This is a genomic window from Enterococcus diestrammenae (assembly GCF_049384045.1).
In the GTDB taxonomy this organism is placed as follows: Bacteria; Bacillota; Bacilli; order Lactobacillales; family Enterococcaceae; genus Enterococcus_C; species Enterococcus_C diestrammenae.
This window is the reverse complement of the sequence record NZ_JBMRGR010000029.1, coordinates 1-25,962: the sequence shown is the minus strand read 5'-3', so window position 1 is coordinate 25,962 and position 25,962 is coordinate 1. Positions and strand designations below refer to the sequence as shown.

Sequence of the window (25,962 nt, the reverse complement as noted above, 5' to 3'; positions counted from 1 at the left end):
TTTAATAACACAGGTTCATAGGGTTATCCTTACAAATCATGAAGACTAAAACCCTAAATACAATATACAAGGAGTAAGTAGATGAAAAAGCATTGGTGGCAAGAAGTGGTAATCTACCAAGTTTATCCCCGGAGTTTTAAAGACTCTGATGGGGATGGTATTGGCGATTTACCGGGAATCATTGAGAAACTACCTTATTTGGAAAAACTAGGGATTGGCGGCATCTGGTTATCCCCAGTGTATCAGTCCCCCAATGATGATAATGGGTACGACATTTCCGATTATGAAAACATTATGGCCGAGTTTGGCACGATGGCTGATATGGAGCAACTCATTGCCGAAGCGGCTAAACGTGGAATCAAGATTATTATGGATTTAGTGGTAAACCATACTTCCGATGAACATCGGTGGTTTGTGGAAGCCAAAAAAGGTCGAGAAAACCCTTATCGTGATTACTACGTATGGGCGGATCCCGCAAAAGACGGAGGCGTTCCCAATGGCCTTGGTTCGACTTTTTCAGGAACAGCTTGGGAGCTAGATGAAGCCAGTGGTCAATACTACTTGCATCTTTTCAGCAAAAAACAACCGGATCTCAATTGGGAGAATCCTCAAGTGCGCCAAGCTGTTTATGACATGATGAATTTTTGGATTGATAAAGGCATCGGCGGTTTTCGGATGGACGTGATTGATTTGATTGGCAAAATCCCAGAAAAAGAAATTACCGGGAATGGTCCTAAGCTCCATGAATACCTGCAAGAGATGAATCAGGCGACATTTGGTGGCAAAGAATTGTTGACGGTGGGGGAAACTTGGGGAGCGACGCCGGAAATCGCCAAACTATACTCCAATCCGGCACGGCAAGAATTGTCGATGGTTTTTCAGTTTGAACACATGGGCCTGGATCAAGAGCCTGGTAAAGAAAAATGGGATTTGCAACCATTGGATGTGGGGGCTTTAAAACATGCTTTGGCTCGTTGGCAGACGGAATTAGGGTCAGAAGGCTGGAACTCTCTCTTTTGGGAGAACCACGATTTGCCACGAATCATTTCTCGGTGGGGCAATGATAGCCGTTACCGAGAAGCGAGTGCCAAGCTATTTGCGATTTTACTCCATATGATGAAGGGAACGCCATATGTTTATCAGGGAGAAGAAATCGGGATGACCAACGCACCAGTGACGGATATTAGTGAAGTTGCAGATATTGAAAGTCGCAATATGTACCACGAGCGGTTGGCAAAAGGGTTCACCAAAGAGGCGATTCTTACCGCTATCAACAAAAAAGGCCGAGACAATGCCCGGACCCCGATGCAATGGGATGCTACTAAGGAAGCGGGTTTTACTACGGGTACACCATGGCTAGCCGTGAATCCTAATTATCGAGAAATCAATGTTGCTGCGGCTTTGGCGGATCCAAACTCGATTTTTTACACTTATCAACAATTGATCAAGCTGCGTAAAGAACACCCGCTAATGATTTGGGGGGATTTTGAGCTATTGTCGACGCCGACGACTATTTTTGCTTATCTTCGTCGCTATGAAGGGGAAACTTGGCTTGTAGTGGGCAACTTTTCCGATGATACGCAAGAACTGCATTTGCCTCAGTTTAGCGTGTTGGCACCAGTCATCCATAATTACCCAGAGAAAATTACAAGTGTTGACCACCGATTGTTAGCCCCGTGGGAAGCCTTTACTGTGAAAGTGAGGGAAGAATAATGACCCATGAGTTACAGCAACCTTGGTGGCAATATGCGGTGGGGTACCAGCTTTATCCTCGAAGTTTCCGAGATGCTGACGGGGATGGTATTGGTGATATTGCGGGTATCATGGAAAAGCTCCCATACCTAAAAGAGTTGGGTGTGGACTTTATCTGGTTAAACCCCATTTACCTTTCCCAAAATGTAGACAATGGCTATGATATCTCAGACTTTCAGAAAATCCAGCCAGAGTACGGTACGATGGCAGAGTTTAAAGTCTTGTTGGACAAATGCCATGAAATGGGGCTGAAGCTAATTTTGGATTTGGTGATCAATCATACCTCTGACCAACATCCTTGGTTTTTGGAGGCCAAAAAAGGCAAGGATAATCCTTATCGGGACTATTACCACTGGCAACCAGCGACCAGCGAAAAACAACCGCCAAATGATTGGCAAAGCTTTTTCGGGGGTTCCACTTGGACTTATGATGAAAACAGTGGGGAGAGTTATTTTCATGTCTTTGCACCACAACAGCCCGATTTGAATTGGCGGAACGGTCAGCTGCGCCAAGCAATTTATCAGATGATTGAATGGTGGCTAGCGTTAGGAATCGATGGGTTTCGCTTGGACGCCATCAGTCATCTGCAAAAAGAACCTTGGGATTTTAAAATTACTGATAATCCGTGGGCACCGTTTATGAATGTTTCTGGGATTGAGGCGTATATGACGGATTTGCAGGGGCTTTTCCGCAAATATCATGTGATGACAGTGGGAGAAGCTAGTGGTGTTTCCAGCCGTCAAGCTGTCAGCTGGACGGATGACGATGGCTATCTAGATATGATTTTTGAGCTGGAACACAATGTGCGGGAAGGAGAGCCTGGCTCAGAACGAATCAATGTTTTGGGCTTTAAAAAAGTCTTGGCTCGTTGGCAAAAACATTTGGAAAATGCGGGTTGGAATGCGTTATATGTAGAAAACCATGATAACCCGCGAATTAACTCAGTGTTGGGAAATGAAACGGTGAAGTCCGCTCAGGCAATAGCGGTGGCTTACATGCTTTTAAAAGGTACGCCATTTATCTATCAGGGGCAAGAATTAGGAATGACCAATTATCCTTTTGCCACTATTGCTGAGGTGGATGCCAAAGATTCCCACAACCACTATCGTTTGTTGTTAGAGTCTGGTGTCTCGCCGGAGGAGGCATTGCGCTTGACGACCCATTGGACCCGGGACCATGCTCGGACTCCGATGCAGTGGAACGGTTCACCAAACAGTGGGTTTACTAGTGGTACCCCTTGGTTGGCTGTCAATCCCAATTATCCCCAGCTGAATGTTGAGGCGGAAATGGCTGACGAGGGATCTGTTTTGCGTTTTTATCAGAAGTTGATTGGGTTTCGCAAAGCTGAAGGGACTTTTGTGACCGGTGGCTTTGATTTGGTGGCTGCTGGGGACCCGGATATTTTTGCTTATCTGCGACAGGGCCAAGAGAAAGCTTTCTTAGTGATAGCCAATTTATCAGCTAAAAAGCGTATCCTGACCATCCCAAAACGCTATCTCAACCAAGAGACTGCTGCCACGTATGTCTTTGGCAACTTAGCCTCTGATGCCACGGCAGGTTTGTTGACCAAAAAATTGACGCTAGCGCCGTATGATGCGGCGGTCTATGAATTAGCAATGAATTAAGCAGGAAAGTCGGTGACCACGCCGGCTTTTTTGAATCCCTTAAAAACCACTGGTATAATGATTTTTGAAGCGTGAATTTAAGGTAGAAAGTATGATTGGCAATTTGGAGGCTAGTAGAAAAATGAGTAGTAGGAGCAAGTTTGGGGTTTGTTTAATGATGGGGGTCCTCTTTTTAAGCGGCTGTCAAAGCCAAAACACGGCTTATGAATCGGCGGTAGCGGCTGGGGTGACGGCTATTGCGAAAGGAAATTATCGAAAAGCCGCTGCATCTTTTGATTTAGCTTTACAAGCTGAGCCCAGGGATCAAGCGGCCATTGACTACCAACAGCAGACTGCTTTGCTAGAAAAGAGTGAGCGACAACTCCAAGCGGGTAAAATAAGTGAAAGTAAGCAAACTGTAGCTGAGTTATTAGCTCGTTCTGATTTGTCCCGCAGTGTCAAGCAACAAGGGGGCGCTCAAGCTAGCGCCGTCAAAGCTGCTCAGAAAGTGGTGGACGATTTTGACAACCGATTGAAAACCATCCGCCAGTCTCTGGCAGAAGATGACTACGAGGAGGCGTTAAATCAGCTTATCGATGCCCGTAATGTAGCAGATGGCAATCCCACCTTAGTTGAAGAGCGGGGGGAGTTGGACCAGTTGTTGGTGCGATTGGTGAAACAAAAAGCAGCTTATGATGTAGCAGAAAAAGTCAAAGAACTGACACCGGACACCACTGAGGAGCCGCCATCCGCGCCTTTGGTTCCAGAAGTTTTACAAGGGCATTGGTATGGTACGCCACCAGATGAAAAAGGGAGTTTTGCCACCCAGACACCGGTTTTGACTTTGACGAAGGATACTCTGATGTTCGCCGTCGATCAGCGAGTATATCAAATCACTGCAAACAAACAATGGCAAAATCAATATACCCTCAGCTGGGATTTAAATGCCTTCTCCAGACGCTATGGCAATGGTTCTTTAGGTGAGAATCCTGTTCCTTTCCAATTTTATTTGGTGCCGGCTACTGAGGAAACGCCTTACACGACCCTAACTTTGGGAGAACAAACATTTTATCGTGAATAATGAACTGATTGGGCTACGACTTTCATTTTCGTTGAGAAAAGCGGAAGTTGTAGCTTTTTATCAGAAATGATTGATCAAAATTTGAGCAGCAAATAGACTTATATATGACCCGTGGGTACGAATACTTACTACTCTTTAAACCAGATTAAGTAGGAAATTGAATCAAGCGCTTATCGACAAAATAGGGGAACTTGCTAGCGGAGAATCACTTAGATTGTAGGATTATGACAGTCCGAGGGCTACGATACTTTTGAGCATACAGTTACATGGAGATGGAGAGCTTTTGGTAGTGGGAATGCCGGAAAAAACTTATAATAAGCCTAACAGACGATCAATTAGGAGTGGATGGACATGGAAGCAAAGAAAACAGGTGGAATGGTAGCTGTCTTGGCTGCCTTGGCGGCGAATATTTTGGTGGCTATCAGTAAGTTTATCGGCTATTTGCTGAGTGGTAGTGCGGCCATGCTAAATGAATCCATTCATAGTGTGGTGGATTGTAGTAATCAGGCATTATTATTGGTAGGAGATAAACGAGCCAATCTTGGCCAAAGTCAATTGCATCAGTTTGGTGAAGGGCGGGCTAAGTATTTCTTTAGTACGATTGTAGCTACGATGCTCTTTTTCGGTGGTGGGGCCTTAGGGGTGATGGAGGCAGCAGAAAAACTCTTCCATCCTGCTCATGAAGTCGGTAACCAGTGGCTGGTGATTGCTATTTTGCTTTTTGGCATGTTAGTAGAAGGCAGTTCGCTACGGGTCGCTATCAAAGAAATTCGCCAGCTGAATACCGAAAAGTTGCCCTTGTTTAAATTCTTACGAGAAAGTCGTCATAGTGAGATTTTGATTATTTTTACGGAAGACTTTTGTGCGGTGATTGGTCTATTGCTAGCCTTGATAGGGACGGTATTGACGATGGTCACTGGCAACGGTGTGTTTGATGCGTTGAGCGGCTTATTGATTGGGTTATTGTTGATGTTTGCGGCGATTTTTTTGGCGCGGGAGTTTTATAGCTTGGTCATCGGCGAAAGTGTCACGGCTGGCGATTTGGCGAAGATTCGCAGTGCTTTTGAGCGACCAGATGTGGATCATCTCTTGGATTTGAAGACGTTACATTTGTCCGCAGATGAAATCATGATCGCCGCCAAAGTGGATATTCAAGGGGAAAAAGAAGGCTTGGCATATTCGATTATTAACGAGATTGAAGCCAATATCCGCAGAAGTCTGCCGGATAAAAAGGCTTATATCTACATCGAAGTGGACGAATACCAAGCCAATTATCGAATGCATCGCTAGTCTAGGCTGCCAATAAAAAAACATTGATAAAAAGAAATTTTGGCTAAAGGTGGCTTATCGGCGCTCCTTTTGCTAAAATGGACAAGGACTAATTTACGGAAAGAAGGATAATCATGATTTCAGCAAGCGATTTGCGGGCCGGGATGACATTCATCCAAGACGGCAAACTGATTAAAGTATTGGAAGCCAGTCACCACAAACCTGGTAAAGGGAATACTGTTATGCGAATGAAACTACGGGATGTCCGCACAGGGGCAACGTATGATACAACTTTGCGTCCTGATGAAAAATTTGAAAAAGCTCATATTGACACGAACAATGTACAATATTTGTACATGATGGATGATACTGCTTACTTTATGGACACAGAATCTTATGAACAATATGAAATTCCTGTAGAAACAGTTGCAGAAGAATTGAAATACATCCTAGAAAATATGGAAGTGAAAATCCAATTCTACGGTTCAGAAGTGATCGGTGTGCAACTGCCATCTACCGTCGTTCTACGAGTGTCAGAAACCCAACCATCAATCAAAGGGGCGACAGTTACTGGCTCTGGTAAACCAGCAACCATGGAAACTGGCTTGGTAGTCAATGTTCCTGACTTTATCGAAGCGGGTGAGCTATTAGAAATCAACACTGCTGAAGGCACTTATGTCAAACGGGCTGGGAAATAATCGGCCAAACAGCTTATCAAAACAGCGGAATCCGAGTGATTATCATCGGATTCCGCTGTTTTTGTAGATAGAGAACTTATAAAAAATTAAGCTTAAAAAAGCCTGATGTATCAGAAATTAAGTGGCCTATCAGACCATCATTGTGATGCCCGAAAAAGGTGAAATTTAGCCACCTAGGAATTGGGTTGACGGTAGTTAGACCGGCCGGTTTTCTTAGCGTTTGCTCGAAAAAGCGTTCGCTGCTTACAAAAATACAGTAGCTAATTAACTGTCGCATTAACGAAAAGGTCAGCGATTATTAAATCGTTGGTCTTTTTTGCGCTTTTCAGAAAAAATTCTCTAGAGGGTGGAAAAGAAATTATTGAAGTACTTCCTTTTATCTACCGCTAATCACCTGACGTCATCGGCTGACGTGCGATGGGATTCTAAGTTTTTTCTGTAAGTAATAGTGATTGGATGGCAAAAAATTAGTGAGAAACTTAAAAAAGTGAACTTTCAGCTAACCGAGGTTTTTAGTACGTTTATTGATGGAATACGTAGCCTAATCAATAGGGGCCAACAATTACATTTAGTTAAGTGAAGCTAAGGAGTGAACAAGTAAATGAAACAAGAAGACATTATTCTGCATTTAGGAGAGAGTCCAGATCGTTATTTGGGATCAGTGGTGCCACCAATTTTTCAAACGACATTATTTGTCAAACCCACTGAAACTAATGGCATCCAAGAAGAGGAGTACGTCTATTCCCGAATCAATAATCCGACGACGGAAATTTTGGAAAAGAAAATGGCTGCCCTAGAACAAGGCGAGCGGGCATTGGGTTTTGCCAGTGGCATGGCCGCAATTTCAGCAGGCATCATGACTTGTATTGAAAAAGATAGCCATGTGATTTGTGTGGATACCGTTTATGGACCAACCCATAATTTTTTGGCGAACTATTTAGCAAAATTCGGTGTGGAGACGACATTTGTGGTGGGAAATGATCCCAAAGAAATCGCGGATGCGTTGCGACCGGAAACCAGCTTGATTTATTTAGAAAGCCCGTCTTCTCATATCTTTCGGGTGCAAGATCTTACTGCTATCGCCGAAATTGCTCGTAAAGCTGGTGTCAAAACCATGATTGACAATACCTATGCCACGCCTTTATTTCAAAATCCATTGGTATTGGGGATTGATTTGGTGGCTCATACGGCGTCAAAATACATCGGTGGCCACAGTGATGCCATGGGTGGGGTATTGATTGGCAGTGAGGAGTTATTGGAGCCAATGGTGGAAGAGGAGCGAGCCTTGTTTGGCGCGGTGATGGATCCCCATCAGGCTTGGCTGATTTTGCGAGGTTTGCGGACTTTACCTTATCGTATTAAGGGGCATCAAGATAATGCCATGGCGGTAGCCCAATATTTAGAAGCCCATCCTAAGGTGAAGCAAGTCTTTTATCCGGCCTTGCCTAGTCATCCGGATTATGAGCTGGCGGCTAAGCAAATGACTGGGTTTAATGGCTTGTTGAGCTTGATTATCGACGGTACCAAAGAACAACAAAATCAGTTTATCCAACAACTTCGAGTATTCCAACATGGGGTGAGCTGGGGTGGTTTTGAAAGCTTGGTGGCGGATGCTACTGTGAATAAAGAATTGCCAGGTGTTCCTAGTGGGGTCATCCGATTACACGTTGGCTTAGAAAACCAGGAAACGTTGATTGCAGATTTGGAACAAGCTTTGATGCAAGTGTAAAATAAAAATGAAAAGGCCCCCATACAACAATCAACCGTTGTACAGGGGCCTGTTTTTAGTTCTTTCGTTCCTTCAACCGTGTCTTTCTTGGTGCACCAATTACCAGCGGCACCGTTTCATACAAGACATCACTGTATTCCAGACCAAACCAATTTTCCGGGGACATGGTATGGCGCTTAATGAAGAGCTTGGCTTGCATGATTTGGCGCTGCCATTTACTCAAGACGGTATTGTTGGAGAGTATCTTTTGAATCAGGATAAATTGAAAATCACCAACATTGCGTCCGGGAGTGATGGAATATTTTTGTGGCTGTTGGGGAATCCGACCACTTTTCATCAAGTCATGGATGATTTGACGAATATAGACGTTGACTTCTTGTTCGATGCGGAAGCCGAGATGGAGCTTAACTTTGATGACAAAATCAGTGCCCATCGTGTCCACTTCATATTCTTGAGTAAAGGGTTCATCGGTGACATCTACATTGACAAACCAGTAAACTTGGGCCCGCTTTGGTCGTTTATCCAAAATGGAATAAACAAACTGGCGCTCGATCTCATCACCAGAAAGGCGGGGAACTAAAAAGACGACATTGGTCTGGTATAAAGGAATTGTTTGATCATCCCGCAAAGCAGTCAGTTGTGGTAAATAATCCCGCAGATTGACCTCATCACTGACATTTTCTTCAATGATATTGGCGCCTTCCCAAATGGCCATGACTAACAAAATGACTAAGGCAATCAAGACTGCCACAAAACCACCGTGGAAGAATTTGACAGCACTAGAGATAAAGAAGATGGTTTCAATCCCACCGAAGAACAGGGTAATGATGAGTGAAGTGACTAGCGAATGCCCTTTTTGCTTCATAAAGAAGAACAACAAGAGGGTCGTCATCAACATCGTCACCGTGATGGACAATCCATAAGCGGCTTCCATATGAGAAGATGTCCGGAAGGTGAGGACGACTAAAGAGCAAGCAATCCATAACAAGGTATTGATCACCGGGATATACATCTGGCCGATAGTTTTTCCTGGATAGATGATTTTCATCCGCGGCAATAGTTTTAGTTTAATCGCTTCAGAGACTAAGGTAAAGGAGCCAGAAATCAACGCTTGGGAGGCAATCACGGCAGCAATCGTTGCGAAACCAACCCCGATGACCATCCAACCGTTTGGTAACATCCGGAAGAACGGATTCAACTGTTCGATGGCTTGGACATCCGTGTCTTGGTAGACATTGGTCAGCCAAGCAGCTTGGCCGAGATAGTTCAGCATTAGACAGATTTTTACATAAGGCCAGCTAACGTGAATATTGCGTTTGCCGACGTGTCCCATGTCGGAATACAACGCTTCAGCCCCGGTAGTTGCCAAAAAGATATTGCCTAAGATAAAAATACCTAGGTGATTGTCTGTCGAAAACAGCAATTTCACGGCATAAACAGGATTAAGAGCAGAAATGACGGATAGATCTCGGCTGAAATTGAGGATCCCCATCACCCCTAAAAAGGTGAACCAGAGGAACATTACCGGTCCAAAGGCTTTCCCTACCATGTCAGTACCAAAGCGTTGCATGGAAAAGAGCACTAGTAAAATGACTAAGGTAATGATAACGATAATGTTTTGATCCATCCCAAAACGGTCAAAAAACTCAGGAATGCCCCGTAACCCTTCAATCGCCGTGGTGACGGTCACAGCAGGGGTTAAGACGCCATCCGCTAACAACGCTGCGCCACCGATCATAGCGGGAATGATTAAAAACTTCCCTTGGTTACGCACCAAGGTGTACAAGGAGAAAATCCCACCTTCCCCGTGGTTATCAGCTTTTAAGGCGATGATGACATATTTGACAGTGGTTAAAATGGTCAATGTCCAAAAAATCAAGGATACTGCTCCTAAAATAAAATCTCGATTGATGGATGCCAACCCGCCGTTTTCTTCGACGATGGCTTTCATTACGTAGAGTGGGCTAGTCCCAATATCCCCATAGACCACCCCCATAGCTACCAATAAGCCAGCAAAGGAAATCTTATGCAGTTGGTGATGTTTTGGTTGTTCTTGTTTCATGATTTGCTCCCTTCCTCGTGAACATAGTCTTCTTTAAGTTTAATTCGTTTATTGGACTGTTTGTCGAGCTATTTTACTCTGAAAATCTAGGAAATAAAAGAGTCTTTTACAATTTTTTTTGACGAATTTTACTAGCGTGTTTGAAGTAGAAAAATAGTTTTTTGAATTTTTGAAAAAAACACGTTGAATTGAGCTTACTGTACAAAGAAGTCATTGGGAAGTCAAAAAAATACACTTCTTTCAAAATAAAAATCCGGCTAGCCTTCAATTAAGTTGAGGGGCTGACCGGAGTAGTGAAAGAAAGTGTTTAAATTAGTTTATTGGCATACCACTTGGAACCGCGAAACCGGAAGTAAAAGATACTGCCACGAATGGCCCATTCCGAGCAAGTGACCGTGAACAGTCCTAGCAAGCCATAGCCAAGGTAAATTCCAAAAAGATAACCCATGCCGATACGGTAAATCCACATGGACAACAAGGAGACGGCTGTCGTGAATTTGGCGTCGCCAGCTGCTCGCAAGGCGGCGGGTAAAATAAAACTGATAGACCAGAAAAGAAAATGGGTAAAGATATAAATGATGAAAATCTGGAAAATCAATGGTACTGTTCCGGCGGGTGGATTGAATAGACTCATTCCCACATGGAAGAATGGGAGTAGCAATAAATCAACAGTAATAAAGGCTAGACACCCTAATAAGACGAAGGATTTCGTCAGTTTTCTGGCATCGCGGATATTGTCCCGACCGATACATTGACCGACGATAGGGACGAGGGAGGTACTCAAAGCTGAAGGGATAATTTCCGACAGCTGCACCCAACTGACAGCAATGGCATTGGCCGCAATATTTTGAGTTCCGAGGGAGACGATCAAAATTTGCATGATAATTTTCCCCCCATTAAAGACAAGAGATTCGGTGGCAAAAGGGATGGAAATTTTGATGATGTGTAAAATCTTCTTATAGGAGGGGTACCGAAAATACAAGCGACGAATGTGAAGCAGCCCGCTATTGGCATACAAGGTATAAATCGCAAAAAAGACGGCAATAAAACGGGAAATATTTAAGGAGTAGGTCAAGCCCCGTACCCCTAAACCCAACTGACTGACGAAAAGAAAGTTCCCAGCAATATAGATGGCGTTCATCAATAATGAAAGTTTGAGAGAGGCCTTCGTGCGACCGATTCCTCGCAAACTACCATTGGTGCCTTCAACTATCGCTTGCATCGGATAGCTCAGTAAAAGGCCAGTCATATAGATTTTGGCATTAGTCATGACAGTGGGTTCAGCTTTTCCGAAAAGTAAGGATAAGACAGGATCTCGCAGTACTAAAAAGGTGATGGTCAAGGCTAAAGCCATACAAAAACAGCCAAAGACCGTACTAGCGGCCATTTTCCCCATCTCTCTAAAATTACGCCGCCCATAATATTGGGCAATCACCACGGTGCCTCCCAAACCTACTGCGGCAAATACCTGAACCATGAAATAGTGCAAGGATCCCACCATATTCACAGCACTGACGGCTTCTGCACCAGAGGAGGAAATCATGGCGGTGTTGATAAAGTTGAAGCTGACTAAAAAGAATTGATCGATGATGACCGGTACTGCCAAAGAGACGATAAAGGCAAATGAAATATCCTCCCCGGAGAACCACCCCCGGATTTTGTTCCCTATACGTTTAGTTGCCAACAAAATAACCTACCCCTCACTTGTTTATCCCAGCAAAAAATGATAGCGCTGACTTTAGTTGCTCCTTAAGCTTATCACATTCTGAGAAAAAAGCATCAACTCTCAAAAGAAAGTGCCAGTTGGAAAATTTCTATTAGAAAAAATGATCAAGGATTACTGCAACAAGTAATTCAGCTTTCTTTTTAAAGAAATTTCGCTTATAATTTCTGATATAGAAAACGAGGTGTATTATATGGAAAATCAAAAGCCTTATGGTACGGTATTGATCAAGGCGTCGTATATTTTGGATTTTTTAGCGGAAGCGGCCCATTCTTCCCTCCAAGAAATTGCCAAAGGCTGTGGCATGACCCCTTCGACAACTTTAAAAATTCTCGATACTTTAGTTTTGATTGGTTATGTAGAGAAACAGGCGGATAAAACTTACCGCCTAGGGTCAAAATTGGTACGTTATGCCAATCATGATATCCAGCAAACCACTTTAGTAGAAAATAGTCGTCCTTACCTTGAACAACTAAACGACGCTCTTGATGAAACCATTCATTTAGGCATCTTGTCTAACAACGAAATTGTCTATGTGAATAAGCTAGAACCAAAAAGTCAGACGATTTTAATGTCCTCAAAAATAGGAATTACGCGGCCGCTGTACTCTTCGGCGATGGGGAAAGCCGTCTTAGCAGAGTTTTCTGAAAGAGATTATCAAGCTTATCTTGCTGTGACCAAACTGACGCCTTATACCTCCCAGACCATTACCAACCCATTGAAGTTAGCTGAAGAATTAGCCGAAATCAAAAGAACAGGAGTTGCTTTTGATGATGAGGAAATGGAAAAAGACATCTTTTGTACCGGAGCGGCCATCATGAAAGGTTCCGAAATCCTTGGCGCTTTCAGTGTGAGCATCCCCAAATATCGCGTGACGCCAGAGTTTAAAAAACAAGTTGTCCAACAAGTTTTAGAAACTAAAAAGCAATTGGAGGCCGGCTTTTCAAGAAACTAAAAGATTAGCGAAAAAATGATTTTTCACTCACTGAAAAGGGTTGCAAAAAATCAGGACAAACCGGGGAAAAGCGGTTGCCATTTCCTCAAATCCATGTATAATAAACTTGTTATTTCCAATAAGAAAATATATGTTTCCTATTTGGAAAATTAAATAGTGGTAAAAGGAGAAACGATAATGCAAACGATGGAAACGCGTTACACTCATAGCCCTCTTGATATCCAACACTATTCAACAGAAGAACTTCGCCGAGAATTCTTGGTGGAAAGTGTCTTTGTACCTGGCGAGATTCACCTGACTTATACACACAATGACCGTATGATTTTCGGTGGTGTGACCCCGACAACTGAAGCCTTAGAAATCCAGTTGTCTACTGAGTTAGGTGTGGCTTATTTCTTGGAACGCCGGGAACTAGGGGTGATCAATATCGGTGGCCCTGGTTTTATCGAAATCGATGGCGAAAAAGAAACCATGAAAAAACAAGATGGTTACTACATTGGTAAAGAAACGAAGCATGTCGTCTTTACTTCTGAAGATGCAGCGAATCCAGCAAAATTTTATATTAGCTCGGTCCCTGCTCACAAAAAATATCCAAATGTTAAAATCGCCATCGATCAAGTCAAACCGATGGAAACAGGTGAAGGCGTCACCTTGAATGAACGGAAAATCTACCAATACATTCATCCCAATGTTTGTGAAAGCTGTCAATTGCAAATGGGCTACACAATTCTGGAACCAGGTTCGGCTTGGAACACGATGCCTTGTCATACCCATGAACGTCGGATGGAAGCTTACGTCTACTTTGACTATGCCAATGAGGATACTCGCGTTTTCCATATGATGGGCAAACCAGATGAGACCAAGCACTTAGTTGTTGACGAAGGCCAAGCGGTTATCTCTCCAAGTTGGTCGATTCATTCTGGCGTAGGCACCGCTAATTACAGCTTTATTTGGGCGATGTGTGGTGAAAATATTACCTACACTGATATGGATATGGTGCCGATGAGTGAAATGAAATAGGGATTGTCAATGACAATGGAAGATCCCTTAAAACGACTGGAGAGTAAGCGATGGAATTTTCTATGGATATGTTCCGCCTTGATGGCAAAGTGGCACTGGTAACAGGTGCGACTTATGGTATTGGCTTTGAAATAGCAAAAGCGTTGGCGAAAGCTGGCGCAACAATCGTCTTTAACGATCTAAAACAAGAGTTTGTGGACAAAGGAAGGGCCAGTTATCAAGCTGCTGGCATCGAGGCCCATGGCTATGTAGCAGATGTGACGGATGAAGAGGCAGTGAATAGATTAGTCGCAACAATTGAAAAAGAAGTTGGTACTATCGATATTTTGGTCAACAATGCTGGGATTATCAAACGGATTCCAATGTTGGAAATGTCGGCTGCTGATTTCCGTCAAGTAGTGGATGTGGACTTAAATGCACCTTTTATCGTAGCAAAAGCTGTTTTACCAGGTATGATCAAAAAAGGTCATGGTAAAATCATCAATATCTGTTCAATGATGTCTGAATTGGGTCGGGAAACTGTTGCGGGCTATGCAGCCGCAAAAGGTGGCCTGAAAATGCTGACCAAAAATATCTGTTCTGAATTTGGTGAAGCCAATATTCAATGTAATGGCATTGGTCCGGGCTACATTGCAACACCCCAAACGGCACCTTTGCGAGAAACCCAAGCAGATGGCTCTCGTCATCCTTTTGATCAATTTATCGTATCAAAAACACCTGCGGGACGTTGGGGAGAAACTGTTGACTTGGCTGGTCCAACTGTCTTCTTGGCTTCTGATGCTTCTGATTTTGTCAATGGGCATATTCTTTATGTAGATGGTGGAATCTTGGCATATATTGGGAAACAACCTTAGCTCCATGACCATCGTGGTACCTTCGTTGGGTAGCTGTGTTAATTGAGTGGTTCTAGTAGTATTCGTTCTGTCGTTGCTGGTTAGCTAGCGTCGGCACTAATCGTCGAACTAGCAAAAAAAAGGAGGAAAACGTATGAAACGTGTAGAAATCTTAACAAAATTGGAAAAAGCTGGTGTAATTCCAGTGGTTCGTGGCAATTCAAAAGAACAAGGCATCAAATCTTGTGAAGCACTCTTAGCAGGGGGCATGAAAGGCTTAGAGATCACTTTTACATTACCCCAAGCCGATGAAGTCATTGCTGAAATGGTAGCCGCTAATGAAGATCCTGAAGTGGTTATCGGAGCAGGAACGGTTTTAGATGCTATCACTGCTCGTTTAGCCATCATGGCAGGAGCTGATTTTATTGTTAGCCCTACCTTTGATCAAGAAACAGCCGAAATCTGTAATTTGTATCAAATTCCTTATTTGCCAGGTTGCATGACTATTACTGAAATCAAGGACGCCTTGAAAGCGGGTGTCGATATTGTAAAATTGTTCCCAGGTTCGGCTTTTGGTCCATCAATCATCGGTGCTTTCAAAGCGCCTCTGCCACATGTGAACATCATGCCAACTGGTGGGGTTAGCTTGGAAAATATGAAAGACTGGTTTAAAGCTGGTGTCGTGACTGTCGGAGTTGGTGGTAATTTGATGAAACCAGCTGAAAGTGGCGATTACGAAGGCGTTACTGCTGCCGCCAAAGAATACATGGCAGAATTTAAACGGATCAAGGCAGGGAACTAATTTCATGAAAAAAGTTGTGACACTTGGGGAAATTATGTTGCGGTTGTCGACGATAGAAGATACTCGGATGGCGGAAAGTCAGGTGTTTGCTGCGGATTATGGTGGTGGCGAAGCAAATGTAGCCGTCTCTTTGGCCAACTACGGGCATCAAGTGGCTTTTGCCAGTAAAGTGCCCCAAAATCCTTTGGGACAAGCGGTAAAACAGCATTTAAGAAAATACGGTGTGGACACGCGCTTTTTACTGGAAGGCGGTGAGCGCTTAGGTACTTATTACCTGGAAACCGGTGTCGGCTTACGCTCTTCAAATGTTGTCTATGACCGCAAGTATTCTAGTTTTGCCATGATGACAGAGTTGGAATGGCAGCTAGATGACGTGCTTGGAGAGACAGAACTGTTATTGCTCTCTGGTATCACACCGGCTTTGTCAGAGTCGTGGCGTCAACTCACATTGACCTTGGCGAAAGCTGCTAAAGAGCGAGACATTACTGTCGTTTTAGATGTTAACTACCGTGGCAAGCTGTGGTCAGTGGCTGACTGTGGCACATTTGTGCGGGAAATGGCTAATTGGGTGGATGTGCTTTCTGCCGGGCGTTTGGATGCTTTGAATTTCTTCAAGGTGCCCGAAGTAGCTGGCGCTTCTTTGGATTATTACTATGAAGAAATTCAAAAGGGCTATCCGAATATCAAAACATTTTATAGCACGACCCGCAAAGTTATCGATGCCAATCACAATTTTTTACTGGGGAATTTGTATACGGAGGGTATTTTGTACCAATCGGTGAATTATGACATTCAACAGATTGTCGATCGGGTTGGTGGGGGCGATGCTTATACTGGTGGGATTTTGCATGGTTTGTTGACGGGGATGTCTCCTCAGGAAACGGTGGACTTCGCAGCACTAGCATCAGCTATGAAACATACTTTTCACGGGGATCACAATCAACTTTCGGCTACTGAAATTTCAGAAATGCTGAAAAATGGAGTCAAAGAAATCAAACGATAATCAGAGTTAAAAAAGCTTGCAACTACTTCAACCTGTTTGAAGAGTTGCAAGCTTTTTGATTTGGATTACAGTATGAAACCCAGTAAATATGAAAAACAGAAATTTCTGAATGTTTTATGGGTAAACTTTAATAACTTAAAAAAATAAAAAAATGAGAAAATTAGTTTGAATACTCAAATAATAAAAACAAAAAAATCATAAATCGCAAATTTGAATCCGTTCAACTAGGATCTGACTTTTAATAGAAAGTTTTGTGTTTGAAATAAATAAAATTACATTCATTTTTATCAGCTGTCTTTGTTATTCTGTTATTCTTAAAATCAGAATTGGCATAGCTAAGAAAGTGAGGGAACGCTGATGTTTCGTAAGCCGAACAGTTTTTGGTTAGGGTTTTTATTGTTTATTATTAGCTCGACGGTATTATTAGTAGGTTTCTTATACCTTGTGTTAAAGGTGATGGGAGTTAGTTTTCTAGTGTGAGGTTCGGATTAGTTTTTTGTTTTTCTGAAGTAGGATAGAATAACTTAAATGTGATTGCTGGTATACATAGAAAAGCATCAAATTGGTGCGTAACAGACAAAAATATCCGGACCTTTCGTATCTTGGTGCCAAGAAAAGATACGAGAGTGTTCGGATTGTTTTGAATGGTAGCTGGACGCAAACGATTGCCAAACTACAAATTAATATGCGATTAGGCGAAAGATACCGACGAAAAAAGCTTTTGTTTTGCGGATCAATTCATTTTTGCCTTCGATACTTTCATAGGCTTCGCGAATGGTACGGCGGGTCAATAAGTAGAATAGATAGACGCAGCCGGCAACAAATAGGACGAAAAAGAATAAAAATTTCATATAACCATGCTCCTTAACCAATTTATTTCATTTCCTGCAGTTCAATCGGTGGAAGCGAAAGAAAAAACTCAGGAAAAGGACACCACATCCCATCGTGATTTTAACAAAACTCTCGATAAATGAAAAGATAAAAAATATCGAACGTATTTTTTGATGGGATAAATAACGTCGAATAGGCCAAAATGATTGGAAGTCAGCTGTTTGTAATGGCGATAGATAGCCGTTAATTCTGCTTTTTTAGCTAAAAACCTAGTCTTATCTTGTAAATTGTTCAATTTGAAATAGCTTAAAAAAACTTTATATTTTTTGTAAATCTGCTAGCAGCGGTTTTTATTAATAGGAAAACTTTTGTTCCCGTCATTTTTTGGTTATAATGGAAAGGATGAAATGAGGGAGACGAAGGATGGTACAGAAAAAAAGTCCACGTAAAAAAACAAAAAAAGAACTACAACAACAAGAAAAATTGACGGTTGTTCTGGTTGGCTTGTTATTTGTCCTATTTGCCGGTTTTGGGTTATTCCGTTTAGGGTTTCTGGGAACTTTGCTGGCTAATTGTTTACGAATAATCGGTGGAAACACATATCCACTATTGTTCCTTGGCTTAGGGGCCTATGGGATTTGGCTGATGGTAAAAAATACCGAAGCCCACTTTAAAAACTATCGGCGGATAATCGGTGTGTTATTGATTTATCTAGGTATTTTGGTGATTTTTGAGGCTTTGTTTATTAGCACCTTTGAGGGCAAGGCAGTCAATATTTTGGGGGCGACTTGGTCCCATTTGGTAAGGGATATACGTAGCAGTAAAGTTGCTGAAAATGTCGGTGGCGGAATGCTCGGAGCGCTTCTTTACAGTGGTACTTTCTTTTTGGTTGCCAATATTGGCAGCTATTTGATTGCCGGCTTGTTGATCTTATTTGGTATCTTTTTGGCGAGTATGTTATCTGGTGGTGAAGTTGTCGACCATTTGCAAAACGCAGGCCAAAGAGTCGGCCAAGCGCTGGCTGGAAATCAGGAGAAAAAAGCCGCTCGCGTCGCCAAAAAAGAAGCCAAACAAGCTGAAAAACAAGCGCGGATTGAGGCAGAAAAAGAAGCCGCTCGCTTACAATTGATGGAAAATGAGAAAAATCAAGTGCGGCCGTTGACTGCTGACGAAAGAATAGCGAAGAGTCAACAGGATGAAACGGTAGCAGCAGTCGAGCCACAACAAACCGAGCTGCCGGTGATTATCGATGACTTTACCCAACAGGCATACGGTAAGGGTGGGGCAGCTGCAAGTGAAGGCAGTACTACTAAAGCGGCAAATAAACTCAATAGCTCTGCTGCGGGGACTGCGGAAGATGGAGAAGATGACGGGGAAGACCTGGACTTCGAGATTGCCGAAGAAATCGAGGACCGGGATTACCAATTACCGACAGCGGATTTATTGGATACAATCCCACCTGCGGATCAGTCTGGTGAGTACAAAAAAATTGAACACAATATCGGCGTGTTGGAACAAACCTTCAAGAGTTTCGGCGTGGATGCTAAGGTAGTTAAGGCTAGCTTAGGACCAGCCGTCACTAAGTTTGAAGTCCAACCGGCAGTCGGCGTAAAAGTGTCAAAAATCGTTAATTTAACCGATGACATTGCCTTAGCTCTTGCTGCCAAAGATGTCCGGATGGAAGCACCGATTCCCGGGAAGTCTTTGATAGGGATCGAGGTGCCTAACAGTCAAGTATCAACAGTTAGCTTCCGCGAGGTGATTGATGCCCAGCCAGATCACCCAGATAAGTTGTTGGAAGTGCCATTGGGTCGGGATATTTCGGGTCGCGTACAAACTGCCGACTTGGCCAAAATGCCCCACTTGTTAGTAGCTGGGTCTACCGGGAGTGGGAAATCAGTTGCTATCAATGGCATTATCACGAGTATTTTAATGCGGGCCAAACCCCATGAAGTAAAACTGATGATGATTGACCCAAAAATGGTGGAATTAAATGTCTACAATGGCATTCCTCATTTATTGACGCCTGTCGTGACCAATCCACGCAAAGCAGCCCAAGCATTGCAAAAAGTCGTCAAAGAAATGGAAGAACGTTACGAAAAATTTGCAGCGACCGGCGTCCGTAACATTACCGGATACAACGAATTGGTGATGCAAAAGAATATGGAAACTGGCGAAATTCACCCCACCTTACCTTTTATTGTGGTAATCGTGGATGAATTAGCGGATTTGATGATGGTAGCCTCTAATGAAGTGGAAGATGCCATCACTCGCTTGGCACAAATGGCTCGAGCGGCCGGGATTCACATGATTTTAGCCACTCAACGGCCAAGTGTCGATGTCATTACCGGGATCATCAAAGCCAATGTTCCTTCAAGAATTGCGTTTGCAGTATCTAGTGGGGTGGATTCACGGACGATTATTGATTCCAACGGGGCAGAAAAACTCTTAGGACGAGGGGATATGCTCTTCTTACCGATGGGGGAAAACAAACCGATTCGGGTGCAGGGGGCATTTATCTCCGACCATGAAGTAGAACGGGTAGTGGCCTTTGTCACGGATCAACAAGAAGCCCATTATGAAGAAAAGATGATGGTATCTGACGAGGAAGCATCCGGAGCTAGTGGTCACGGGGGCGAACCGGAAGATGAACTCTTTGACCAAGCCAAAGAGTTGGTGGTGGATATGCAAACTGCCAGTGTTTCCTTACTACAACGACGTTTCCGTATTGGCTATAACCGGGCAGCTCGGTTAGTAGACGAACTGGAAGCCCATGGTGTGGTGGGCCCCTCTGAAGGTAGTAAGCCACGGAAAGTTTTGATTGAACCAACGCCAGAAGAGGAACCAGAAATGCCAGAAGCATAAACAATAAAAAGAGCGCCACAGCTAGTATTAAAAAAAACTAGTCGTGGCGCTTTTTTATAGAGAGGAAAGAAACTGGTACTTTGGCTACGTAGGCTGGAGCTGGCGGTAGCTGGACCGGCTAATGCCAAACAAAAGGCGCGTTTGGCATTGGTCTTTCAAGTTTAAATTCCCCATAAATTAGCAAAAAACGATAATTAACGGGGAGTAATTCACTTTGAATCCTTGGAGCTACTGCCAGTACCAGCCTACTGCGCCAAAGATTACCAGTTTCTGGGATAATAAGTGTCCAGCTAGTTGTTTTGCGAAACTAAAATGTTATTGGAGATTTATACTTACCTGTCACGCTTTATGTTATCAGCAAGTTTTGGCGACCATTTGCTAGGTACGATATGGACGATCATGCCATAACTGGATATTTTCTATCGCAAAAATAGGTTGTACTTACTGGAGGTGACTAGAGGAGGTCCCACTGCTACACCTCCAGCCACTGGAAGTAAGTACAACCTATTTTCGACAGCAATGCTTTTAGGCTTCTGTTTCCGGCGTAATCGCTGAGGGTGACAAGCCAAATTGCTTCTTAAAGGATTTACTGAAATGATAGGCATCTTGATACCCTACCATTTTGGCGACTTCTTTGATGGTATTTTTACCTTTTTTCAATAGATCCATGGCGTGGGTGAGACGGATGTTGATCAGGTAGTTAATCGGACTCATCCCCACCGATTCTTTGAAAATACGGGAAAGATAAGTCGGGCTGACGAAATGATCCAAGGCGAGTTTCTCAAGAGTGATCTCTTCTTCGTAGTGATTTTCGATGAAGTAAATCGTTTGGTTGACGATTTTTTGATGGCGTTTTTCGCTGGAGGACAGCTGCGGTGCCATACTGGCGTGTTGCTCTGTCAGACCCCGTAAAATATAAGCAAGAATTTGGATGATTTGCCCTTTTTGCATCAGCTTGAATTCTTCTCGTTCTTCGTTAAGCTCTCGAATTGCTTCCCATGCTTTGTCAATCACATTATGTTGGTAACGCCCTAAAGTTAGGCGGGGATGGGTATTGGGAAAGAAATTACGTTTTAAGCCGTCTAAGGAGATATTTTTTAGACCAATATGCAGTTGATGAGAGCAGGTATCGGGGGCTTGCCATTCTGAATGCTGGACGCCAGGATTGAATAGCAAAATTTCGCCAGCACGGACAATCACGGGTTCGGTGGCGCCAAATTGATAATAGGCTTCCCCCTCTAACATAATGGTGATTTCCATAAAGTCGTGGCAATGCATTTTATTAAAGTTATCCGGTTTGTTCCAAGGATCGAAAACGTAGACAATTTCCGGGTTGAAGGTTAGGGGATTTACTAATTCCATGTGGTTTTCTCCATTGTATAAAAGTTCTTTTTTTCGGGGCTCAGATAATAACATTCTACATCAAAAAAACTAAAATATCCCATTTCATTCTTTATTTATTCAGTTAAGCTATATAGACGACAGGAGGTATGTCTGAAAAATGAGCAATTCAAAGTGGATTTGGCAATATGTCAAACAATACAAAGGAAAAATCGCTCTAGCTACTTTGTTCTTGATCGGCAATGCGATACTTATTGTAATCAATCCGTATCTTGGCAAAATGGTGGTGGATCAGGTCATTTATAACAACGAAGTGAACTTATTGATTCCGCTGATCATCATCATGATTGGAACGACGTTGGTGCGAACGGTCATGCGTTATTCTTACCAAATACTTTGGGAAAGAGTAGGGCAAAATACAATCTTTCAACTGCGGGAAGATATGTACAAAAAATTGCAGGAACTAGATTTTGATTTCTTCAACCATACACGGGTGGGGGATATCATGGCTCGGATGACTGGGGACATGGATGCGATTCGTCACTTTGTCTCTTGGGTGATCTACAACATCATGGAATGTGCCATCTGGTTTACCGCGGCTGTCGTGGTGATGGGCTTTATCAACTGGAAATTGATGCTAGCCTTGGTAGCGATTACGCCGATTATCTTTTTGATGACAAACGCCATGAGTAAAAAAGCACGGCCGCTGTTTTTTGAAATTCGGGAAAGTTTTTCACGGTTGAACTCTATGGTAGAAGAAAATATCGGTGGCAACCGGGTAGTCAAAGCTTTTGCCCGAGAAGATTTTGAAATTGATAAATTTAATGGCTACAACGATGATTTTAAACAACGAAATATGGCTTCTGCTGATGTCTCCCGTACGTATCTCCCGGTGTTAGATGGCTTAGCCGGTTCACTGGCTGTCATCACGTTGATCTTTGGGGGCGCCCTTTGTATCAAAGGGGAAATGACCATCGGGGATTTAGTCGCTTTCAATGGGTATTTGTGGATGTTGAATAACCCGATGCGGATGGCAGGTTGGTTGATTAATGATGCCCAACGTTTCTCAGCGGCATGTATCAAGATTCGCCAAATGCTTAATACTGAACCACAAATCGAAGTCTCTGAAGAAAATCAGTTGCATCCGATTAAAGGTTTTGTGGAATTTCAAGATGTTTCTTTCCATTTTTCTGACGATCCTAAACACAATGTTTTGGAAAATATCAGCTTCAAAATTGCACCAGGCCAGTCGATTGGGATTTTAGGAGAGACTGGTTCGGGGAAAACCACCTTGGTGAACTTGGTAGGGCGCTTTTATGATCCGACACAGGGGCGGGTGTTGATTGATGGCAAGGATGCAAAAGAGTATCCAGTGCGCCAGTTGCGTGAAAATATCTCCATGGTGATGCAAGATGTCTTCTTGTTCTCCAATACCATCACCGACAACATCGCATTTGGTAATCCTTTTGCGGATAGTGACTATGTACGGCAAATGGCGGTGGTGGCCGATGCGGATGCTTTCATTTCCCGGATGCCTCAAGGGTATGAAACAATTGTCGGCGAACGCGGGGTTGGACTTTCCGGGGGCCAAAAACAACGGATTTCCTTGGCCCGAGCATTGGTTAAAGATCCTTCCATTTTGATTTTGGATGATACAACTTCAGCTGTCGATATGGAAACAGAAAGCAAGATTCAAACAGAATTAGCCAAATTAACTGACGAAAAAACCACCTTCATCATCGCTCACCGGATTTCTTCGGTACGAGAGGCAGATTTGATCTTGATGATGGAAAAAGGCCGGGTAGTGGAACAAGGAACCCACGAAGAGCTGGTTTCCAAAGGTGGCAAATACTACGAAGTGTACCAAAAACAATTAGGACTTTCAGGAGGTGAGGAAAGTGGCACGAAATAAATTCGACGTGGATGAGGAGTTGGAGCAGGAGTTTTCCTGGACGGACCTCAAGCGTTTGGCTCAATATATCAAACCTTATAAAGCACCGATTATCAAAGTCTTAGCGACGATTATTTTGGCCAATACGGCCGGGATGTTAGCGCCAATCTTCACACAACGAGCAATCGATTCCACGATTCCTCAAGAAAATATGCAGGAGTTGCTAGTGATTGGCGGCGCTTTTATTGCCACTTTAGTCATCATCGCCATCTGCATGCGTTACCGGATTTACCATATTACCGAAATAGGTCAGGATGTCTTGAAGGATATGCGTTATGACATCTTTGAACATCTGCAACGACTACCTTTTTCTTATTTTGACAATCGCCCTCACGGCAAAATCCTAATCCGTGTGGTGAACTATATCAACACCCTTAGTGATTTGCTTAGTAACGGCTTGATTAACTTGATTTCCGACATTTTCAACGTCATCATCACCTTGGTGTTTATGTTCTCCATCGATGTGAAACTGACTTTGTATAGCTTGATTTTGCTACCGGTCCTCTTTGTGATCGTCATGGTCATCAAAGAAAAACAACGGGTGGCTTACCAAGTCTTGAGTAACAAGCAGTCCAATATGAATGCTTATATCCACGAGTCCATCGCAGGGATCAAGATTACCCAATCCTTTGCTCGGGAAGAAGAAAACTTGCGGGTCTTTCAAGAAGTTTCGGAAGATTATCGAACGTCTTGGATGCATGCGGTGAAGATTCAGTTCTTACTCTGGCCAGGGGTCCAAAATATCTCAGTCATTACCATGTGTATCATTTACTTCGTTGGTGTTCGTCAAATCGGCGTGGATGTGTCTACCGGTACCTTGATTGCCTTTATCGCTTATATCAATAATTTCTGGAATCCGGTAATCAATATCGGGAACTTCTACAACAATTTGATTACCGCGACGGCTTACTTGGAACGGATTTTTGAAACTTTAGATGAAGTGCCGGATATTCAAGATAAAGCTGGGGCCATTGAACTGCCAGAAATTCACGGCAATGTTGATTTTGAGCATGTGACTTTCCGTTACGAAGAAGGCAAAGATATTTTGAAAGATGTCAGTTTCCATATCGATGCTGGTCAATCCATCGCCTTGGTGGGACCGACTGGAGCGGGGAAGACCACCGTCATCAACTTGTTGAGTCGTTTTTATGATATCAATGAAGGGTCAGTGAAAATCGATGGCTATGATGTCCGGGATGTGACTTTAAACTCTTTGCGGCGACAAATGGGCGTCATGTTGCAAGATACCTTTATCTTCTCGGGAACGATTATGGAAAATATTCGTTATGGGAAATTAGATGCCACCGAAGAAGAGATTATCGCTGCGGCTAAAATCGTGCGGGCCCATGATTTCATCAGTGAACTAAAAGACGGGTACAACACTGTCGTGGAAGAACGCGGCAGCACTTTGTCAGCCGGGCAACGGCAATTGATTTCCTTTGCGCGGGCGCTGTTGGCTGATCCAAAGATTTTGATCTTAGACGAAGCCACTTCTTCAATCGATACTAAAACAGAAGAGCTGTTGCAAGAAGGCTTATTGAAGCTTCTAGAAGGGCGAACTTCCTTCATCATCGCTCACCGTTTGTCCACCATCAAAAATTCCGATAAGATATTCTACGTTTCCGGTGGGACGATTGCCGAAGCGGGTTCTCATGATGAATTGATGGCTAAAGGTGGGTTATACCATCACTTGTATCAATCCCAGTACGATTTATTACAAGCCATTTAAGCAAATTAAAATCCTCCACGCTGTTATTGTGTGGAGGACTTTTATATGAAAATAAACCAAAAAATGGCAAAAAAAGTCTCTCTTCGTTTATAATAAGGGTGAAGAAATTTTTTTTAGTTACTGTGATGTCAAGCCAAGACCATCGCAGTAGCTTTTTTTATTTGTAGATTCCAGTGTTCGATAGATGACGCGAAGAATCTTATGTGCCGTCGCAATCACAGCTTTCTGTTTTGAGCCACGACTTGCGATTCGATGGTAAAATTCGGAAAAGACGGGGCTACCTGAGTGCGCAGCTGCACGCCCGGCATGATACAAGGCAGTCCTCAAGTATTTATTTCCTCTTTCGATATGAGCTTTCTTCCGAACACCACCACTTTCATAACTTCCTGGACAAAGACCTGCCCAAGAGGCTAGGTGGAATTGTGTTTGAAAAGCAGAAATATCCGGACCAATCTCAGAAAGAATGACCTCTACACAACTTTCTTTTACACCTGGAATCTTTATCAATTCATCGATAATTTCTTGATAAGGCGCAATTCTTATGCGAATCTCTTTACTCAATTCAGTAATCTGCTCCTCAAGACAATCGATGATATCGAAATGAATTTGCATCTCGAAACGATGGGCTTTTGTCAACGTACCTTTTAGCGATTCGACAATATCTTTTGAGGAAGCTTTTACCCGAGAATGGAGACATTCTAGGATGTTTTCCTC

General features: G+C 43.2%; 19 protein-coding genes. 14 read left to right on the top strand and 5 right to left on the bottom strand.

Going from position 1 to position 25,962, the window contains the following annotated elements; genetic code table 11:
• Nucleotides 1-81: 81 nt before the first annotated feature.
• From ACO03U_RS13315 to ACO03U_RS13290, 6 genes are all read left to right on the top strand, one after another.
• A complete protein-coding gene (locus tag ACO03U_RS13315; protein ID WP_204687941.1) occupies nt 82-1,713 on the top strand; it encodes a glycoside hydrolase family 13 protein in 1,632 nt (543 codons plus the stop codon).
• The gene (locus tag ACO03U_RS13310; RefSeq protein WP_204687939.1) at nt 1,713-3,377 is read left to right on the top strand and encodes a glycoside hydrolase family 13 protein; all 1,665 of its coding nucleotides are present in this window, start codon (nt 1,713-1,715) and stop codon (nt 3,375-3,377) included. The genes ACO03U_RS13315 and ACO03U_RS13310 overlap by 1 nt, the downstream gene beginning before the upstream one ends.
• Before the next feature lie 121 nt (nt 3,378-3,498).
• A complete protein-coding gene (locus ACO03U_RS13305) occupies nt 3,499-4,437 on the top strand; it encodes a hypothetical protein (RefSeq protein ID WP_204687937.1) in 939 nt (312 codons plus the stop codon).
• Nucleotides 4,438-4,788: 351 nt separating this feature from the next.
• Nucleotides 4,789-5,727, top strand: coding sequence for a cation diffusion facilitator family transporter (locus ACO03U_RS13300; RefSeq protein WP_204687935.1), 939 nt, complete (start codon nt 4,789-4,791; stop codon nt 5,725-5,727).
• Between the two features lie 113 nt (nt 5,728-5,840).
• Nucleotides 5,841-6,404 carry an elongation factor P gene (gene efp / locus ACO03U_RS13295; RefSeq protein WP_161870310.1) on the top strand — a complete coding sequence of 188 codons (564 nt, stop codon included), beginning with the start codon at nt 5,841-5,843 and terminating at the stop codon, nt 6,402-6,404.
• 601 nt (nt 6,405-7,005) lie between these two features.
• Nucleotides 7,006-8,133 carry a trans-sulfuration enzyme family protein gene (locus tag ACO03U_RS13290; RefSeq protein WP_204687933.1) on the top strand — a complete coding sequence of 376 codons (1,128 nt, stop codon included), beginning with the start codon at nt 7,006-7,008 and terminating at the stop codon, nt 8,131-8,133.
• A 55-nt stretch (nt 8,134-8,188) separates the two neighbouring features.
• Here the strand turns inward: ACO03U_RS13290 and ACO03U_RS13285 are convergent, their stop codons facing one another.
• Both ACO03U_RS13285 and ACO03U_RS13280 read right to left on the bottom strand, forming a co-directional pair.
• Nucleotides 8,189-10,195 carry a KUP/HAK/KT family potassium transporter gene (locus ACO03U_RS13285; protein WP_204687931.1) on the bottom strand — a complete coding sequence of 669 codons (2,007 nt, stop codon included), beginning with the start codon at nt 10,193-10,195 and terminating at the stop codon, nt 8,189-8,191.
• 307 nt (nt 10,196-10,502) lie between these two features.
• The gene (locus tag ACO03U_RS13280; protein WP_423104931.1) at nt 10,503-11,879 is read right to left on the bottom strand and encodes an MATE family efflux transporter; all 1,377 of its coding nucleotides are present in this window, start codon (nt 11,877-11,879) and stop codon (nt 10,503-10,505) included.
• 232 nt (nt 11,880-12,111) lie between these two features.
• On the opposite strand from ACO03U_RS13280, the gene ACO03U_RS13275 reads away from it, so the two are divergent.
• From ACO03U_RS13275 to ACO03U_RS13255, 5 genes are all read left to right on the top strand, one after another.
• Nucleotides 12,112-12,873, top strand: coding sequence for an IclR family transcriptional regulator (locus ACO03U_RS13275; protein ID WP_204687929.1), 762 nt, complete (start codon nt 12,112-12,114; stop codon nt 12,871-12,873).
• A 177-nt stretch (nt 12,874-13,050) separates the two neighbouring features.
• The gene (gene kduI / locus ACO03U_RS13270) at nt 13,051-13,893 is read left to right on the top strand and encodes a 5-dehydro-4-deoxy-D-glucuronate isomerase (RefSeq protein ID WP_204687927.1); all 843 of its coding nucleotides are present in this window, start codon (nt 13,051-13,053) and stop codon (nt 13,891-13,893) included.
• 50 nt (nt 13,894-13,943) lie between these two features.
• A complete protein-coding gene (locus tag ACO03U_RS13265) occupies nt 13,944-14,747 on the top strand; it encodes a gluconate 5-dehydrogenase (RefSeq protein WP_204687925.1) in 804 nt (267 codons plus the stop codon).
• A gap of 133 nt (nt 14,748-14,880) precedes the next feature.
• Nucleotides 14,881-15,528 carry a bifunctional 4-hydroxy-2-oxoglutarate aldolase/2-dehydro-3-deoxy-phosphogluconate aldolase gene (locus ACO03U_RS13260; RefSeq protein WP_204687923.1) on the top strand — a complete coding sequence of 216 codons (648 nt, stop codon included), beginning with the start codon at nt 14,881-14,883 and terminating at the stop codon, nt 15,526-15,528.
• Nucleotides 15,529-15,532: 4 nt separating this feature from the next.
• The gene (locus ACO03U_RS13255; protein WP_204687921.1) at nt 15,533-16,531 is read left to right on the top strand and encodes a sugar kinase; all 999 of its coding nucleotides are present in this window, start codon (nt 15,533-15,535) and stop codon (nt 16,529-16,531) included.
• 680 nt (nt 16,532-17,211) lie between these two features.
• Here ACO03U_RS13255 and ACO03U_RS13250 read toward each other — a convergent pair.
• Nucleotides 17,212-17,382, bottom strand: coding sequence for a hypothetical protein (locus ACO03U_RS13250; protein WP_204687919.1), 171 nt, complete (start codon nt 17,380-17,382; stop codon nt 17,212-17,214).
• A gap of 403 nt (nt 17,383-17,785) precedes the next feature.
• On the opposite strand from ACO03U_RS13250, the gene ACO03U_RS13245 reads away from it, so the two are divergent.
• Nucleotides 17,786-20,227 (top strand): DNA translocase FtsK, encoded by a 2,442-nt coding sequence (locus ACO03U_RS13245; protein WP_204687917.1) that lies wholly within the window; start codon nt 17,786-17,788, stop codon nt 20,225-20,227.
• A gap of 525 nt (nt 20,228-20,752) precedes the next feature.
• On the opposite strand, the gene ACO03U_RS13240 is transcribed toward ACO03U_RS13245, so the two are convergent.
• Nucleotides 20,753-21,589 carry a helix-turn-helix transcriptional regulator gene (locus tag ACO03U_RS13240; RefSeq protein ID WP_204687915.1) on the bottom strand — a complete coding sequence of 279 codons (837 nt, stop codon included), beginning with the start codon at nt 21,587-21,589 and terminating at the stop codon, nt 20,753-20,755.
• Between the two features lie 139 nt (nt 21,590-21,728).
• On the opposite strand from ACO03U_RS13240, the gene ACO03U_RS13235 reads away from it, so the two are divergent.
• Together ACO03U_RS13235 and ACO03U_RS13230 are read left to right on the top strand one after the other, a co-directional pair.
• Nucleotides 21,729-23,480: an ABC transporter ATP-binding protein gene (locus tag ACO03U_RS13235; RefSeq protein ID WP_204687913.1), complete on the top strand. Its 1,752-nt coding sequence runs from the start codon at nt 21,729-21,731 to the stop codon at nt 23,478-23,480.
• Nucleotides 23,467-25,248: an ABC transporter ATP-binding protein gene (locus tag ACO03U_RS13230; protein WP_161870299.1), complete on the top strand. Its 1,782-nt coding sequence runs from the start codon at nt 23,467-23,469 to the stop codon at nt 25,246-25,248. The genes ACO03U_RS13235 and ACO03U_RS13230 overlap by 14 nt, the downstream gene beginning before the upstream one ends.
• Nucleotides 25,249-25,365: 117 nt before the next feature.
• On the opposite strand, the gene ACO03U_RS13225 is transcribed toward ACO03U_RS13230, so the two are convergent.
• Nucleotides 25,366-25,962: transposase (locus tag ACO03U_RS13225; RefSeq protein ID WP_423104927.1), on the bottom strand; the 597-nt coding region annotated here is incomplete at its 5' end.

Excerpts from the sequence above, each read along its gene's own strand:
- ACO03U_RS13315 (WP_204687941.1), top strand. The coding sequence starts at position 82 with ATGAAAAAGCATTGGTGGCAAGAAGTGGTAATCTACCAAGTTTATCCC.
- ACO03U_RS13310 (WP_204687939.1), top strand. The coding sequence starts at position 1,713 with ATGACCCATGAGTTACAGCAACCTTGGTGGCAATATGCGGTGGGGTAC.
- ACO03U_RS13305 (WP_204687937.1), top strand. The coding sequence starts at position 3,499 with ATGAGTAGTAGGAGCAAGTTTGGGGTTTGTTTAATGATGGGGGTCCTC.
- ACO03U_RS13300 (WP_204687935.1), top strand. The coding sequence starts at position 4,789 with ATGGAAGCAAAGAAAACAGGTGGAATGGTAGCTGTCTTGGCTGCCTTG.
- efp (WP_161870310.1), top strand. The coding sequence starts at position 5,841 with ATGATTTCAGCAAGCGATTTGCGGGCCGGGATGACATTCATCCAAGAC.
- ACO03U_RS13290 (WP_204687933.1), top strand. The coding sequence starts at position 7,006 with ATGAAACAAGAAGACATTATTCTGCATTTAGGAGAGAGTCCAGATCGT.
- ACO03U_RS13285 (WP_204687931.1), bottom strand. The coding sequence starts at position 10,195 with ATGAAACAAGAACAACCAAAACATCACCAACTGCATAAGATTTCCTTT.
- ACO03U_RS13275 (WP_204687929.1), top strand. The coding sequence starts at position 12,112 with ATGGAAAATCAAAAGCCTTATGGTACGGTATTGATCAAGGCGTCGTAT.
- kduI (WP_204687927.1), top strand. The coding sequence starts at position 13,051 with ATGCAAACGATGGAAACGCGTTACACTCATAGCCCTCTTGATATCCAA.
- ACO03U_RS13265 (WP_204687925.1), top strand. The coding sequence starts at position 13,944 with ATGGAATTTTCTATGGATATGTTCCGCCTTGATGGCAAAGTGGCACTG.
- ACO03U_RS13260 (WP_204687923.1), top strand. The coding sequence starts at position 14,881 with ATGAAACGTGTAGAAATCTTAACAAAATTGGAAAAAGCTGGTGTAATT.
- ACO03U_RS13255 (WP_204687921.1), top strand. The coding sequence starts at position 15,533 with ATGAAAAAAGTTGTGACACTTGGGGAAATTATGTTGCGGTTGTCGACG.
- ACO03U_RS13250 (WP_204687919.1), bottom strand. The coding sequence starts at position 17,382 with ATGAAATTTTTATTCTTTTTCGTCCTATTTGTTGCCGGCTGCGTCTAT.
- ACO03U_RS13245 (WP_204687917.1), top strand. The coding sequence starts at position 17,786 with ATGGTACAGAAAAAAAGTCCACGTAAAAAAACAAAAAAAGAACTACAA.
- ACO03U_RS13240 (WP_204687915.1), bottom strand. The coding sequence starts at position 21,589 with ATGGAATTAGTAAATCCCCTAACCTTCAACCCGGAAATTGTCTACGTT.
- ACO03U_RS13235 (WP_204687913.1), top strand. The coding sequence starts at position 21,729 with ATGAGCAATTCAAAGTGGATTTGGCAATATGTCAAACAATACAAAGGA.